This window comes from Xanthomonas maliensis, from assembly GCF_009192945.1.
GTDB lineage: Bacteria > Pseudomonadota > Gammaproteobacteria > Xanthomonadales > Xanthomonadaceae > Xanthomonas > Xanthomonas maliensis.
Genome location: NZ_NSET01000006.1, coordinates 65,021 through 79,035, shown reverse-complemented (window position 1 = coordinate 79,035; position 14,015 = coordinate 65,021). Strand labels below are relative to the sequence as shown.

The following is a 14,015-nucleotide window of genomic DNA, read 5'->3' as shown; positions in this document are numbered from 1 at the left end:
GCCCTCACGAGCTGCCGTACCATCAGAGCCGCCCCGAAAGGGGCGGTTCCTGTTTGCAGGGTACCGCGCACCGCACCGCACGGTCGGTGCGCGACGGTGACTGCAGGGTTCGGATTGCAGCGCCCGGAGTCGGTCACGTACCTCCTCACCAAGAGGCGGCAAAGGGGACGCAAGACTGGGTAACGGGCCCCGGTTAGGCGCTTCCAGCGTCAAAGGCGTAGTGTCCCGTTCATCGCATCGCCAGAATGGAAGCGCCTGGCCGGTCCGAGACACGACAAAAAGCGGCCAATGGCCGCTGTTTGCTTCGCACTTACGCAACCGCTTACTTCATGCGGTAGGTAATACGGCCCTTGGTCAGGTCGTACGGGGTCATTTCGACCTTGACCCGGTCACCCGTCAGGATGCGGATGTAGTTCTTGCGCATGCGCCCGGAAATATGGGCGATGATCTCGTGGCCATTTTCCAGCTTGACCCGGAACGTGGTGTTGGGCAGGGTTTCGCTGACACTGCCTTCGAATTCGATGGAGTCGTCTTTCGACATGTAATCCTGTGCAATCACGGTGGCCCGGCAGGGCCGTAAGGGACGATATTTTACGCCCCATCTCGCCGTGGCGCAAATTTTATGTTAAGCGGGCTTCACCTAGGGCCTGCGCGGACCGTTCGCCATGGTCTGTCGTCCAGTGCCCGGCTGGCTGCGCATCGTCGACCAGGAGGCGAACGGCCTGCAGGAAGTCGCTGCGTGGCCAGCGTTGCGCTCCCAGCCGCAGCAGATGCGGATTCTCTACCTGCGCATCGATCAGCGGCCAGCCCCGGGCGCGCAGATAGGCGGCCAGGCCGGCCAGGGCGACCTTCGAGCCGCCGCTGACCGCACTGAACATGCTTTCGCCGAAAAACATCCGGCCGATCGCCACGCCATAGATTCCACCGACCAATTGCGTGCCATCGAAGACTTCCAGCGAGTGCGCATGGCCGAGGGCGTGCAGGCGCAGATAGGCCTGGCGCATGGCGGGAGTGATCCAGGTGCCGTCCTGGCCGCGCCGAGGGATGCTCGCGCAAGCGTCGATCACCGCAGGAAAGGCGGTATCGGCGCGCAAGGTCCAAGTGCTCACCCGCAGCTTTCGCCGAAAGCGGGTACTCAAGTGGATCTGGTCGGTGCGGAAGACTGTGCGTGGGTCAGGACTCCACCACAGGATCGGTTGATCCTCGGAGAACCAGGGGAACACGCCCTGCGAGTAGGCGTTGAGCAAGCGCTGTGGGTGCAAGTCGCCGCCGACGGCGAGCAGGCCGTCCGGCTCGCGCAGCGCGGTCTCGGCGGGCGGGAAGGGCGCTTCGGGCGCGGCGGCCAGGCGCCATGGCAACGAGCGGGTCATGTGCGCATTGTAGGCGGCGCCGGGATGAGGGGGGCGCTGCCGCGGAGGCGATCAATCCTGGCGGAATGGCGAATGGCGCAGCAGCGCAGCGGCGTGCTGCTCGACCTCGGCCCGCTCCTGCGCGCACCAGTCGGCCAGCGGCTCGCGGAAGCCCGGGTCGGCGATCCAGTGGCGGCTGCGCACCAGGGTCGGCAGGAAACCGCGAGCGATCTTGTGTTGCCCCTGGGCGCCCGGCTCGAAGCGGGTCAGGCCCTCGCGCAGGCAGTAGGCAATGCCCTGGTAATAGCAGGTTTCGAAATGCAGGCCGGGCAGGTTGGCGCCTCCCCAGTAGCGTCCGTACAAGGTGTCGCCGCCCCGCAGACAGAGCGCGCCAGCGAGCGGTTGATCGTCCTGCACGGCTAGAAATATCAGGAAGTTATGCGGCATTTCTCGTGCAATATGCGAGAAGAATGCCGGGGTCAGCGCAGGCGAGTTGCCGTAGTCCTCGAAGGTCTGCAGATAGAAGCCGTGCATCGCCTGCAGGTCCGCCTCGCTGGCCTCGTCGCCGTGGACGACGCGGAAGACGATACCGGCGCGCTGCACCTTGCCGCGTTCCTGGCGGATGTTCTTGCGGTGCTTATGGTCCATCGCCATCAGGTAGTCGTCGAACGTGCTCCAGCCGGCGGTGTTGTGCCAGTGGTACTGGACGTCGTTGCGCTCCAGCCAGTCGGCGCCAAATGCGGGGTCGTCCTCTGTGCGATGGAAATTGACGTGAGCCGAGGACAGCCCGGTGCGTGCGGTCAGCTCCTGCATCGCCGCGAGCAAGGCCTGCCGGGCGGCGGGGTCACGCGCCAGCAAGCGCGGACCGGTCACCGGCGAGTAGGGCACCCCGCACAGCCATTTGGGGAAATAGTCCTGACCATAACGCGCGTAAGCATGCGCCCAGGCGTGGTCGAACACGAATTCGCCATGTGAGTTGCTCTTCAGGTAACCCGGCGCCGCGGCTACCAGCGCATCGCCTTCCCACAAGGTCAGGTGCAGCGGCTTCCAGCCCCAATCCGGGCGCAGACAGCCATGCTGCTCCAGACCAGCCAAGAAGGCGTAGGCGACGAACGGATTGCGGCCGTCGTGCAGTCCATCCCAGTCGCGTGATGCAACGTCGTCAAGCCGCTGCAGCCAGCGCACTTGGCTCATTGTCGAATGCCTGCCAGCAGGCATTTGCCCGGGGAGTGGATGAGCAGCCTGCGGGCGCTGGCATCTTCGGCGCCTGCCTCGGCACGCATGGGCGAGGAGCAGAACGCCGTGTGCACCGCGTCCGCTGCGCCCACCATCAGTGGCGGGGCAGTGGTGGGTTCGGCAGCCGCCGTGGCCGTGACCAGCACCGTGAGCAGTCCGGCGAGCGCGTGGCCGCGCCAATACTGTGGGGCGATTCGGGCAGCCTGCTCGGTCAAGCGCTCTTGTCCAGATACCGCTCGGCATCCAGTGCCGCCATGCAGCCGAAGCCGGCGGAGGTGATCGCCTGGCGGTAATGCTGGTCGGCCACGTCGCCGGCAGCGAACACGCCAGCCACCGAGGTCTCGGTCGCCGCGCCGCCCAGGCCGGAGCGGATCTCCAGGTAGCCGTTGTTCATCGCCAGCTGGCCATCGAACAGTTGGGTGTTGGGATGATGGCCGATCGCCACGAAGAAGCCATGCGCCTGGATATCCCGAGTACTGCCGTCCTGGGTGGACTTGACGCGCACCCCGGTGACGCCGGCATCGTTGCCCAGCACTTCATCCACCGCGTGGTGCCAAACGGTCTCGATCTTGCCGGCGGCCACCTTGGCGAACAGCTTGTCCTGCATGATCTTCTCTGCGCGCAAGGTGTCGCGACGATGCACCAGGTAGACCTTGCGGGCGATATTGGACAGGTACAGCGCTTCTTCGACCGCGGTATTGCCGCCGCCGACCACGACCACGTCCTGGTCCTTGTAGAAGAAGCCGTCGCAGGTGGCGCAGGCGGACACGCCGCGGCCCTTGAAGGCTTCCTCGGTCGGGATGCCCAGGTACTTGGCGGTGGCGCCGGTGGCGATGATCAGCGCGTCACAGGTGTACTGGCTGCTGTCGCCGACCAATCGGAACGGGCGTTGCGACAGGTCGGCGGTATGAATGTGGTCGAAGATCACTTCGGTGTCGAAGCGCTCGGCATGCGCCTGCATGCGTGCCATCAGATCCGGCCCCATCAGGCCATGGGGGTCGCCCGGCCAGTTGTCGACTTCGGTGGTGGTCATCAACTGGCCGCCCTGCTGCAGTCCGGTGATCACGACCGGCTTGAGATTGGCGCGGGCGGCATAGACCGCGGCGGTCCACCCGGCCGGGCCGGAGCCCAGGATCAACAGGCGGGAATGCTTGGCGGGACTGGCAGAAGTGGCGCTCATGTATACTCGCGATCTGGGGTTGGTGGGGATTGGCGCGATGGTCGGCGCACTCCCATGGCGGCATAGAGTGGAGGTCCCCACCCGGTGAATCAAGGCGGCGCGATGGAACTGCCTGAGCCGCAGATGGCATGGTCAGCCCCGTGAACGCGTTCGACGCCGCCTTCGTGCGGCGTTTTTCGTATGCCGCTGCCGGACTCGAGCGCGCGCCGTGGGCCGATAGCTGAAACCGCGCCTTCAGTCGTTTATTATCAACCACTAACAGCATTTTTCTAAGGTCTGGCTACAGGTGGCAAAGCAGGTTCCCGAACGCAGCAAGCCCGCAGAGGGCAAATCGTCGTCGCGCAAGGCGGCCGTGGCGGACAATCCGCGCCGGCAAAAGCTGTGGCGCGACCTGGCGCTGATCGCGGTGGCGCCGTTGCTGCTGTACTTGCTGGCCAGCCTGTTCACCTATTCGGCGACCGATCCAGGGTGGTCGCAGAGCGGCAGCGTGATCGCACCGGTGCACAACATGGGCGGCCGGGTCGGCGCCTGGACGGCCGATGTGCTGCTGCAACTGTTCGGCTATGTGGCCTTCCTGCTACCCGTGGTGCTGGGGGCGGTAGCCTGGATCGCGCTGTTCGGCATGGAGAAGGAAGGCCAGGCCGAGGCCGACCTTGCCCCGGCGCTGCGCCTGGTCGGCATGGTGGGCTTCCTGATCGCCGCCACCGGTTTCCTGCATCTGCGCCTCTACGGCGGCGATGTGGCGCGCGCCGGCGGCATCCTGGGTCGACTGGTCAGCAATTCGCTGAGTGCCGGTTTCGGTGCCTTGGGGGCGAACCTGTTCGTGGTGGTGCTGCTGCTGGTCTCGATCACCCTGGCGACCGGCTTGTCCTGGTTTGCGGTGATGGAGCGCATCGGCAAGTGGGTGCTCGCGCTGGGCCCGCTGCTGCAACGCAAGACCCATCAGGCCAGTGAATGGCAGCAGACCCGGGTGATGCGCGAGGAGCGCGAGGAAGTGCGCAAGGTCGAGGCGGTCAAGCAGGCCAAGCGCGAACCGGTCAAGATCGAGCCGCCGCCAGCGGTGGTGGTCGAAAAGAGCGAGCGCGCCAAGCGCGACACCCAGATTCCGATGTTCCAGGGCGTCAGCACCGATGGCTCGGATCTGCCGCCCCTGGCGTTGCTGGATGACCCCAAGCCGCAGGCCAAGGGCTATTCGGAAGAGACGCTGGAAACGCTGTCGCGGCAGATCGAGTTCAAGCTGAAGGACTTCCGCATCGAGGCGCAGGTGGTCGGGGCCTACCCGGGCCCGGTGATCACCCGCTTCGAAATTGAACCGGCGCCGGGCATCAAGGTCAGCCAGATCAGCTCGCTGGACAAGGACATCGCGCGTGGGCTGTCGGTCAAATCCGTGCGCGTGGTCGACGTGATTCCGGGTAAGTCGGTGATTGGCCTGGAAATTCCCAACGTCAGTCGGGAGATGATCTTCCTGTCCGAGTTGCTGCGCTCGAAGGAATACGACAAGTCGGCCAGCCCGTTGACCCTGGCGCTGGGCAAGGACATCGCCGGCCGGCCGACGGTGGCCGACCTGGCGCGCATGCCGCACCTGCTGGTCGCCGGTACCACTGGCTCGGGTAAGTCGGTGGCGGTCAACGCAATGGTGCTCAGCCTGCTGTTCAAGGCCTCGCACAAGGAACTGCGCATGCTGATGATCGACCCGAAGATGCTCGAATTGAGCGTCTACCAGGGCATCCCGCATCTGCTGGCGCCAGTGGTCACCGACATGAAGGAGGCCGCCAATGGCCTGCGCTGGTGCGTGGCCGAGATGGAGCGCCGCTACAAGCTGATGAGCGCGGTGGGCGTGCGCAACCTGGCCGGCTTCAACAAGAAGGTCAAGGATGCCGAGGATGCCGGCCAGCCGCTGATGGATCCGTTGTTCAAGCCCAATCCCGAGCTGGGCGAGGCGCCGCGGCAGCTGGAGACGCTGCCGTTCATCGTCATCTTCATCGACGAATTCGCCGACATGATGATGATCGTCGGCAAGAAAGTGGAAGAGCTCATCGCGCGCCTGGCGCAGAAGGCGCGCGCGGCGGGCATCCACCTGATCCTGGCGACCCAGCGCCCGTCGGTGGACGTGATCACCGGCCTGATCAAGGCCAATATCCCGACCCGGGTGGCCTTCCAGGTCAGCTCCAAGATCGACTCGCGCACCATTCTCGATCAATCCGGCGCCGAGGCGCTGCTGGGCAATGGCGACATGCTGTACCTGCCGCCAGGCACGGCGCTGCCGGACCGGGTGCATGGCGCCTTCGTCAGTGACGAAGAAGTGCACCGTGTGGTCGAGCACCTGAAGGCCAGCGGCCCGACCTCGTATATCGAAGGCGTGCTGGACGAGGTGCAGACCATGGGCGATGGCGTGGTGGTCGGTGCCACCGGCCTGCCGGAGACCAATAGCGGTGGCGGCGACGAATCCGATCCGCTGTACGACGAGGCCCTGCGTATCGTCACCGAGACCCGTCGTGCGTCGATCTCCGGCGTGCAGCGCCGGCTGAAGATCGGCTACAACCGCGCCGCACGGCTGATCGAGGCGATGGAAGCGGCTGGCGTGGTCAGCCCGCCCGAGCACAATGGCGACCGCACCGTGCTGGCGCCGCCGCCACCGAAGTAGCAGGCCGGGACGCGCCGCTCCGGTAGCGACGCTCGGCCGCCCCAGCTTTGGGGGATCGAACACCTGGCGGCGGCATTGCGGGTTGTCCGTCCGGCATGGGCGATGATGGAGCAGGGCGGCAATGCCCTGCAGCAGGCGTGCCACTGCCTCGCGATGCGGCATTGTTGCAAGCCAATCCCTGTCATCGGCGAGCGCAACGGCTACCCTGTACGCAGGGGCCGCCCCGGTCCGTCCTTCATCAGCGCCATGCCGTCTCGTGTCGTCGTCTTGTTTGTGCTCTGCCTGCTCCAGCCGTTGTCCGCCCTGGCCCAGCAGGGCAATGCGCCTGCCTCACCACCGGCTGCAACGCCGCAGGCCGATACCAACTACAGCTTCGTCCGTTACCGTGCCGACTACGAGGTGCGCGCCGACGCCAGCAGCGTGGAAACCGATACCTACGAAATCCTGCTGAAAACCAAGTCGGCGGTGGAGCAGTTCAGTCAGGTGCGGCTGAGCTATAGCGAAAAGATGGAGACGCTGGAGGTGCTGGAGGCCTACACCGTGACCGCCGAGGGACTGCGCCAGCCGGTGGCTGCCGACAAGATCTATACCCAGGAGAGTTATTCCAGCGCATCGGCGGCGATGTATGCGGACCGCAAGGTCAAGGTGGTGGTGTTTCCCAACCTGGCGCCGGGTGCGCGCATCGTCTACCGCGTGCGCCGCACGCAGAACACGCCGTACTTTCCTGGCTACTTCAGTCTGTGGGAAACCTTCAGCGTATTCGCGCAGTACGACGATGCGGTGGTGACGCTGATGGCACCCAAGTCGCTGCCCATGCATTTTTCCGTGCAGGGGCTGCATGGCGGTACCAAACCGGTGATCGCAAACGGCCAGGCACGTTGGGAATGGCACTATCAGCGCAAGGCGCCGATGAAGAACCAGAACTGGAGTGCGGCCACCTGGGAGTTCAGTCCCACCCTGATGGCCAGTACCTTCGACAGCTGGTCGAAGATGGGGTTGGCCTACCATGTCACCGGCGGCCGCGCGGCGGCGGTGACGCCGGCGATCCAGTCGCTGGCCGACAGCGTCACCCGCGGTATCGACGATCGGCGCGGGCAGGCTGCGGCGCTCTACGCGTGGGTTGCGCGCAATATCCGTTATGTGGCCGTCTACCTGGGCAATGGCGGGCTGGAACCCAATAGCGCCGACAGCATCCTGGCCAACCATTACGGCGACTGCAAGGACCATACGGTCATCCTGGAAGCGCTGCTGGCGGCCAAGGGCATCGCCAGCACGCCCGTGTTGATCGGCGCCGAAGGCGGGCCTACGCTGCCGCCGATCCCGGTGCTGGGCCGTTTCAATCACGCCATCAGCTACATCCCCGAATTCGACCTCTACGTCGATTCGACCAATCCCTATGCGCGCTTCGGTCAGCTGCCGGCGGGCGATCTGGGCGCACCGGTGGTGCATACCCGCGACGGCAAGGTCACGCGGACGCCTCCCAACGATCGCAAGCTCAGCCGCTATGTCGCCCGGACCGAGTATCGCTTCAATGCCGACGGCAGCGTGGATGGCACGACAACGCTCGACAGCGGCCAGACCGGTGAGGTCGGCTTGCGCGCGATGTTCGTCCAGCTCAATGCGCAGAACCGCAACCGGATCGAGGAGTCGATCCTTGCCCAGTCGGGTTTCGACGGCAATGGCGAGCTGCTGATTCAGGGCAATCCACTGGATCTGAACGCACCTTTCAATTACCGCTATCGGTTCCAGGCCAACGATGCGGTGGATTTTTCCGTGGTCGGTGGCATGACCCTGCCCGACATGCCTGGAGCCGAATCGGTGCGGGCGATCTACACCACCACCTCGGCCGAGGACAACCTGACGCCGTTCTATTGCAACGACAACGTCCGCGAAGAAACCTACGTGCTGCGGTTTCCCGACAACGTGCCGATCATCGCCATCCCGCGCAGCCGCAGCTTCCGCAACGCCGCTGGCGAATACAGCGTCGACTGGCGTCGAGAAGGGCAGACCGTCACCGCGGTCCACCGTCTGCAGCGGGCCGCCGTGCATGGCCCACAGGCGCTGTGCCAGCCGCAGGACTACCGGGCCTTCCGCGCGCTGTACCAGCAGGTGCGACGCGGATTTCGCGGACAGATCGTCTACGGCGACCTGTCGCAGGTGCAGACCACGCATTCCACGCCGTGAGCGGAGGCCACCCAGCGCGGCTGGCTGAACCATCGGCCGCGCCAGCGCTCGCCCATTCATCCACGACGCTTCAAAATTGTTCCATTCCCTTCCAGGATCCTGCGATGCATCGCCCGCTGCGTTATGCCGTTCTCGCCACCGCCCTGTTCGCCGGTACCGCCATTGCCGGCGCCCGCCAGGAGCTGGATACCTTCACCCGTGGCCTGAAAGGGCTCGATGGCCAGTTCAGCCAGCAAGTGTCCGATGCCAATGGACGCGTCAAGGAACGTTCCAGCGGACGTGTCGCGTTGTCGGCGCCGCGCCAGTTTCGCTGGGAGTACGCCAAGCCGTACCGGCAATTGATCGTTGCCGACGGAAAGAAGGTCTGGGTGTTCGACCCCGACTTGGAGCAGGTGACCGTGCGCGCACAGGGAGCCGAAGAGCAGAACAGCCCGCTGACCGCGCTGATCGACCCGTCCCGTCTGGATCGCCAGTACGACGTCAGCGAGGAAGCCGCGCCGCGCGATGGCCTGCAATGGCTGTCGTTGACGCCGAAGGTCGATACCGATGCCAGCTTCCAGATCGCCTCGCTGGGGTTCGGCAAGGATGGGCTGGCGCGGATGGAGGTGGTCGATGCGGTCGGTCAGCGCACCGCGATCAGTTTCAGCGATTGGAAGCGCAATCCCAGCTTCGCCGCCGACACCTTCCGTTACACGCCGGGCAAGGGGGTGGACGTGGTCGGCGACGCGCAGTAAGCGCGCTTGGCCATCCCGCCGGCAGCGCGCCTGTGCCGTGGCGCGCTGCCGGCGGAGCGACTCAGCCGGCGGAGCGACTCAATGGCGGCAGGGATGCACTTCCACGCTGAGGTGCCGCAAGGTCGTCAGATCCGCCACTTTGGCGTGATAGGTCGCCGGCGCCCTGGGCGTATCGGTGACCAGGGACAGGATGGCGGCATGGTGGCCCGGGCCGACCCGCCAGACATGGAGGTCGGTAATGCGGTCACCTTCCTGTTCGATGCGTGCGGTGATGTCGGCGCAGAGGGCTGGGGACGCTGAGGCGTCGAGCAGGACCATGCCGGTGTCGCGCAGCAGGGCCAGCGACCAACGGGCAATGACTACCGCGCCGACCACACCCATGGCGGCATCCATCCAGATCCAGCCAAACCACTTGGCCATCACCAGCGCCACGATCGCCAGGACCGAGGTCACCGCATCGGCGATCACGTGCAGGTACGCCGAGCGCAGATTGTGGTCGGCATGGGCGTTGCTGTTGGCGTCGTCGGCAGTCGCGTGCGCGTGCGTGTGGTGTGCGACGTGGTGGTCGACCGCCTTCGCCGATCCGTGCGCATGTTGGGCGTGATGGTGATGATCGTCGTGATGGTGATGGTGATGGTCATGGTGGCCGTCGCCATGCAGCATCCAGGCGCTGAGCAGATTGACCGCCAGGCCCACGCAGGCGATCCAGATCGCCTCGTCGTAGGCGATGGCGACCGGCTGCATCAGCCGGATGAGCGATTCCACGCCGATGCCCAGCGCAATGACCGCCAACACCAGGGCGCTGGAGAAGCCGGCCAGATCGCCGACCTTGCCGGTGCCGAAGCTGAAACGGCGATCGTGGCGGTGCCGTTGTGCGTACAGATAGGCAAGGCCGGCGACGGTCAGCGCGCCGGCATGGGTGGCCATATGCAGACCGTCGGCCAGCAAGGCCATCGAACCGGTCCACCAACCGGCGACGATCTCGGCCCCCATCATCGCCGTGGTCAGCGCGACGACGCCCCAGGTCCGCCGTGCATTCTGTTGGTGCCCCGCGCCAAGGAAATCATGCGAATGGCGATAAGCCTCAAGGGAATGGTGGTGGCTCATGGCCGGCTCGCTGAAGAAGGATGGCTGATGGTGCGACCAAGCGTGCGCGACCGCAATGCCCACGACACCGGACGCGATACAATGACGTGTGGCACGAACCCAGCTCCCTGCCAGCGACGCCGCCGATCTGCTCAGTGTAGACAACGCGCCGTTGCGCCCGCTGGCCGAGCGTATGCGTCCGCGCACGCTGGACGAAATGGTGGGGCAGAAGCGTTTGCTCGCGCCGTCGAGCGCCCTGCGCCGGGCGGTGGAATCGGGCCGGGTGCATTCGATGATCCTGTGGGGCCCGCCGGGCTGCGGCAAGACCACCTTGTCGTTGTTGCTGGCGCACTACGCCGATGCCGAATTCAAGGCGATCTCGGCGGTGCTGTCGGGACTGCCGGAGGTCCGGCAGGTGTTGGCAGAGGCCGCCCAGCGCTTTGCCGGCGGCCGTCGCACCGTGCTGTTCGTCGACGAGGTGCATCGGTTCAACAAGGCCCAGCAGGATGCCTTCCTGCCGCATATCGAGCGCGGCAGCATCCTGTTCGTCGGCGCGACCACCGAAAATCCCTCGTTCGAGCTGAACTCGGCGCTGCTGTCGCGTTGCCGAGTGCATGTGCTGGAGGCGGTCTCGCCGCAAGACATCGTCGAGGCCTTGCAGCGTGCGCTCGACGATCGCGCACGCGGACTGGGCGGGCAGGGCATCACCGTGTCTGTCCAGGCGTTGCTGGAAATCGCCACCGCTGCCGATGGCGATGTGCGGCGCGCGCTGACCTTGTTGGAGATCGCTGCCGAGCTGGCCATCGACGAGGGCGGCGAGATCACTCCGCAAACCTTGCTGCAGGTGCTGGCCGACCGCACCCGTCGCTTCGACAAAAACGGCGAGCAGTTCTACGACCAGATTTCGGCCCTGCACAAGTCGGTGCGCAGCTCCAATCCGGATGCGGCGTTGTACTGGCTGACCCGCATGCTCGACGGCGGCTGCGACCCGGCCTATCTGGCGCGGCGTCTGACCCGCATGGCGATCGAGGACATCGGCCTGGCCGATCCGCGCGCGCAGAGCATGGCGCTGGAAGCCTGGGATATCTACGAGCGGCTGGGAAGCCCGGAAGGCGAGTTGGCCTTCGCGCAACTGGTGCTGTACCTGGCCAGCACCGCCAAGTCCAATGCTGGCTATGCGGCCTTCAACCAGGCCAAGGCCGAAGTGCGCGCCACCGGCACGCAGGAGGTGCCGATGCACCTGCGCAATGCGCCGACCAAGCTGATGAAGTCGCTCGGCTATGGGCAGGACTATCAATACGACCACGATGCCGAGGGCGGCATCGCCCTGGACCAGACCGGCTTCCCGGACGCCATGGGCGAGCGGGTCTATTACCATCCGGTCCCGCGCGGGCTGGAGATCAAGCTGAAGGAAAAGCTCGATCGCCTGCGCGCCGCCAGGGAGCAGGCCAGGGCTGACAAGGGCCGCGGCCGGCCGGCATAATTGCCGCCACAGGAGATGGCATTCCTCCTTGAACCGCCGCTGCGGCTGCAGCGTGCTGATGATGCCTGCCCAACCCCCGCCGGGGTGGCAGGACCGTGCCCCGGCATCGTGATCGTCGAGGAGTGAGTGATGCCGAGAAGAGTGAAGATGTCGCCCTGCTGGCTGCAGCGGGTGTGGCTGTCGCGGGTAGCCGGTCGGGAGTGGCGTCGATGAGCGCCCCGGTGTGGTGGCAGCAGTTGCTGCTGGCGATGGCCGGTGGCGCGTTCGGCTCGGGGCTGCGCTTTGCCATCGGCGCATCGTTGCTGCAGCGCTTTGGCGCCGGATTTCCGTGGGGCACCTTGACCGTCAACCTGGTGGGCTCGTTCGTGGCTGGCCTGCTGATGATCTGGTTGGAGGCGCGTGGGCCATCGAGCTGGCCGCTGCGGGCCCTGTTGGTGGTTGGCGTGATCGGCGGGCTGACGACGTTCTCGTCATTGATGATGGAGTGTCTGATGTTCGCGCGCAGCGATCGCATGCTGCTGATCGGGGTGTATCTGGCGCTAACCTTGGTCGCCGGCTTGGCCCTGGTCTTCCTGGGTGCGCGGGTCGGGCAGTGGTGGGTTGCCCGCTGAGCCATGGCATGGCGGACGGCAAGTGCGCCATGCATTGAACTGCGCGAAATCATGACCGCGATGGCGCGGTCGCGTGCATCAGTTGAATGGCCGTTGCTAGACGCACTGAGCGCGCTTGCGCGCGCCCAATGCCGATACGTCCACCGGTGGAGCCGGCACGCTGCCGGCCCCGACGGCCGAGGGTCACAGGGCTTCGATGATGCCCGCCGCACCCATGCCGGTGCCGATGCACATGGTCACCATGCCGTACTTCTGCTTGCGGCGACGCAGGCCATGCACCAGGGTCGCGGCGCGGATCGCGCCGGTGGCGCCGAGCGGATGGCCGAGGGCAATGGCGCCGCCCAGCGGATTGACCTTGGACGGATCCAGCCCGCTGTCGCGAATCACGGCCAGTGCCTGCGCGGCGAAGGCTTCGTTGAGCTCGATCCAGTCCAGCTGGTCCTTGCTCAGGCCTGCCTGCTTCAGTGCCTTGGGAATGGCGGCGATCGGGCCGATGCCCATCACTTCCGGGCGCACGCCGGCGACCGAGAAGCTGACGAAGCGCGCCAGCGGGGTCAGGCCGTAGTCCTTGATCGCCTGCTCGGAGGCCAGCAGCACGGCACCGGCGCCGTCGCTCATCTGCGAGGAATTGCCGGCAGTGACGCTGCCGCCGAACTGGCCGTTGCGGAATACCGGGCGCAGCTTGGCCAGGCCTTCCAGCGAGGTGTCCGGGCGCGGGCCCTCGTCGGTGTCGATCAGCTTCTTGCGCAGCTGGATGGTATTGCCGGCCAGGTCGGGCAGTTGGGCGGTCAGCTCATAGGGGCTGATCTCGTCGCGGAACTCGCCGGCAGCGATGGCCGCCAGTGCCTTCTGGTGCGAGGCCAGCGCGAAGGCATCCTGATCGTCGCGCGAGACCTTCCATTCCTCGGCGACCTTTTCGGCGGTGATGCCCATGCCGTAGGCGATGGCGACGTGATCGTCGGCGAACACGCTCGGCGACAGTGCGACCTTGTTGCCCATCATCGGCACCATCGACATCGACTCGGTACCGCCGGCCAGCATCAGGTCGGCATTGCCCAGGCGGATCTGGTCGGCAGCCAGTGCGATGGCCTGGATGCCGGAGGAACAGAAACGGTTGACGGTCTGTCCGGCCACCGAATTGGGCAGACCAGCCAGCAGCACGCCGATGCGTGCCACGTTCATGCCTTGCTCGCCTTCGGGCATGGCGCAGCCGATGATGGCGTCGTCGATGCGCGAGGTGTCGATGCCCGGCGCCTGCGCGACCACGGCGCGCAGCACGTGGGCCAGCATGTCATCGGGACGGGTGTTGCGGAAGACGCCCTTGGGGGCCTTGCCGACCGGGGTGCGGGTGGCGGCGACGATGTAGGCGTCTTGGATCTGTCGGGTCATGGGATGGGTCTCGAATGGCTGGGAGAGTGCTTGTTCGGGGCTCGGGACCCGGGACCCGGGACCCGGAAGTCAGAAGCGCATTGCTGCGGCTCTTGCCTTTCCGGGTCCCGCGTCGCGGG

Annotated in this window: 12 protein-coding genes and 1 riboswitch; of the genes, 5 read left to right on the top strand and 7 right to left on the bottom strand. The window is 65.9% G+C overall.

What is annotated here, in order from left to right; genetic code table 11:
• Nucleotides 1-322 precede the first annotated feature (322 nt).
• The 5 genes from infA to trxB all read right to left on the bottom strand — a co-directional run bounded on the left by infA (nt 323) and on the right by trxB (nt 3,765).
• Nucleotides 323-541, bottom strand: coding sequence for a translation initiation factor IF-1 (gene infA / locus CKY51_RS02120; protein WP_002813418.1), 219 nt, complete (start codon nt 539-541; stop codon nt 323-325).
• Between the two features lie 79 nt (nt 542-620).
• The gene (gene aat / locus CKY51_RS02115; RefSeq protein ID WP_022973096.1) at nt 621-1,370 is read right to left on the bottom strand and encodes a leucyl/phenylalanyl-tRNA--protein transferase; all 750 of its coding nucleotides are present in this window, start codon (nt 1,368-1,370) and stop codon (nt 621-623) included.
• Nucleotides 1,371-1,421: 51 nt separating this feature from the next.
• Nucleotides 1,422-2,543: a GNAT family N-acetyltransferase gene (locus CKY51_RS02110; RefSeq protein WP_022973095.1), complete on the bottom strand. Its 1,122-nt coding sequence runs from the start codon at nt 2,541-2,543 to the stop codon at nt 1,422-1,424.
• Nucleotides 2,540-2,800: a hypothetical protein gene (locus tag CKY51_RS02105; protein ID WP_022973094.1), complete on the bottom strand. Its 261-nt coding sequence runs from the start codon at nt 2,798-2,800 to the stop codon at nt 2,540-2,542. Before CKY51_RS02105 ends, CKY51_RS02110 begins: the two co-directional genes overlap by 4 nt.
• On the bottom strand, nt 2,797-3,765 hold the full coding sequence (gene trxB, locus CKY51_RS02100) for a thioredoxin-disulfide reductase (RefSeq protein ID WP_022973093.1): 969 nt from the start codon (nt 3,763-3,765) through the stop codon (nt 2,797-2,799). The genes CKY51_RS02105 and trxB overlap by 4 nt, the downstream gene beginning before the upstream one ends.
• Before the next feature lie 286 nt (nt 3,766-4,051).
• Here trxB and CKY51_RS02095 point away from each other — a divergent pair, with 286 nt between their 5' ends.
• The 3 genes from CKY51_RS02095 (at nt 4,052) to lolA (ending at nt 9,327) form a co-directional block, all read left to right on the top strand.
• Nucleotides 4,052-6,409, top strand: a complete 2,358-nt coding sequence (locus CKY51_RS02095) for a DNA translocase FtsK (protein ID WP_022973091.1) — start codon at nt 4,052-4,054, stop codon at nt 6,407-6,409.
• 246 nt (nt 6,410-6,655) lie between these two features.
• Entirely contained in the window at nt 6,656-8,593 is a 1,938-nt protein-coding gene (locus CKY51_RS02090; RefSeq protein WP_152248802.1) for a DUF3857 domain-containing protein, read from the top strand.
• A 104-nt stretch (nt 8,594-8,697) separates the two neighbouring features.
• Entirely contained in the window at nt 8,698-9,327 is a 630-nt protein-coding gene (lolA, locus tag CKY51_RS02085; RefSeq protein ID WP_022973089.1) for an outer membrane lipoprotein periplasmic chaperone LolA, read from the top strand.
• Between the two features lie 78 nt (nt 9,328-9,405).
• Here lolA and dmeF read toward each other — a convergent pair whose 3' ends face one another.
• A complete protein-coding gene (dmeF, locus tag CKY51_RS02080) occupies nt 9,406-10,434 on the bottom strand; it encodes a CDF family Co(II)/Ni(II) efflux transporter DmeF (RefSeq protein ID WP_031340160.1) in 1,029 nt (342 codons plus the stop codon).
• Between the two features lie 172 nt (nt 10,435-10,606).
• On the opposite strand from dmeF, the gene CKY51_RS02075 reads away from it, so the two are divergent.
• Together CKY51_RS02075 and crcB are read left to right on the top strand one after the other, a co-directional pair.
• Nucleotides 10,607-11,896 (top strand): replication-associated recombination protein A, encoded by a 1,290-nt coding sequence (locus CKY51_RS02075; RefSeq protein WP_425479895.1) that lies wholly within the window; start codon nt 10,607-10,609, stop codon nt 11,894-11,896.
• 2 nt (nt 11,897-11,898) lie between these two features.
• A riboswitch (Fluoride riboswitch) is annotated at nt 11,899-11,971 on the top strand.
• Nucleotides 11,972-12,105: 134 nt separating this feature from the next.
• The gene (gene crcB, locus CKY51_RS02070; RefSeq protein WP_022973086.1) at nt 12,106-12,507 is read left to right on the top strand and encodes a fluoride efflux transporter CrcB; all 402 of its coding nucleotides are present in this window, start codon (nt 12,106-12,108) and stop codon (nt 12,505-12,507) included.
• 183 nt (nt 12,508-12,690) lie between these two features.
• Here the strand turns inward: crcB and CKY51_RS02065 are convergent, their stop codons facing one another.
• Nucleotides 12,691-13,896, bottom strand: a complete 1,206-nt coding sequence (locus CKY51_RS02065; RefSeq protein ID WP_022973085.1) for an acetyl-CoA C-acyltransferase — start codon at nt 13,894-13,896, stop codon at nt 12,691-12,693.
• Between the last annotated feature and the right edge of the window lie 119 nt (nt 13,897-14,015).

Bases quoted from the DNA above. Each gene is read 5' to 3' on its own strand.
- infA (WP_002813418.1), bottom strand. From the start codon at position 541: ATGTCGAAAGACGACTCCATCGAATTCGAAGGCAGTGTCAGCGAAACC.
- aat (WP_022973096.1), bottom strand. From the start codon at position 1,370: ATGACCCGCTCGTTGCCATGGCGCCTGGCCGCCGCGCCCGAAGCGCCC.
- CKY51_RS02110 (WP_022973095.1), bottom strand. From the start codon at position 2,543: ATGAGCCAAGTGCGCTGGCTGCAGCGGCTTGACGACGTTGCATCACGC.
- trxB (WP_022973093.1), bottom strand. From the start codon at position 3,765: ATGAGCGCCACTTCTGCCAGTCCCGCCAAGCATTCCCGCCTGTTGATC.
- CKY51_RS02090 (WP_152248802.1), top strand. From the start codon at position 6,656: ATGCCGTCTCGTGTCGTCGTCTTGTTTGTGCTCTGCCTGCTCCAGCCG.
- lolA (WP_022973089.1), top strand. From the start codon at position 8,698: ATGCATCGCCCGCTGCGTTATGCCGTTCTCGCCACCGCCCTGTTCGCC.
- dmeF (WP_031340160.1), bottom strand. From the start codon at position 10,434: ATGAGCCACCACCATTCCCTTGAGGCTTATCGCCATTCGCATGATTTC.
- CKY51_RS02075 (WP_425479895.1), top strand. From the start codon at position 10,607: ATGCGTCCGCGCACGCTGGACGAAATGGTGGGGCAGAAGCGTTTGCTC.
- crcB (WP_022973086.1), top strand. From the start codon at position 12,106: ATGAGCGCCCCGGTGTGGTGGCAGCAGTTGCTGCTGGCGATGGCCGGT.
- CKY51_RS02065 (WP_022973085.1), bottom strand. From the start codon at position 13,896: ATGACCCGACAGATCCAAGACGCCTACATCGTCGCCGCCACCCGCACC.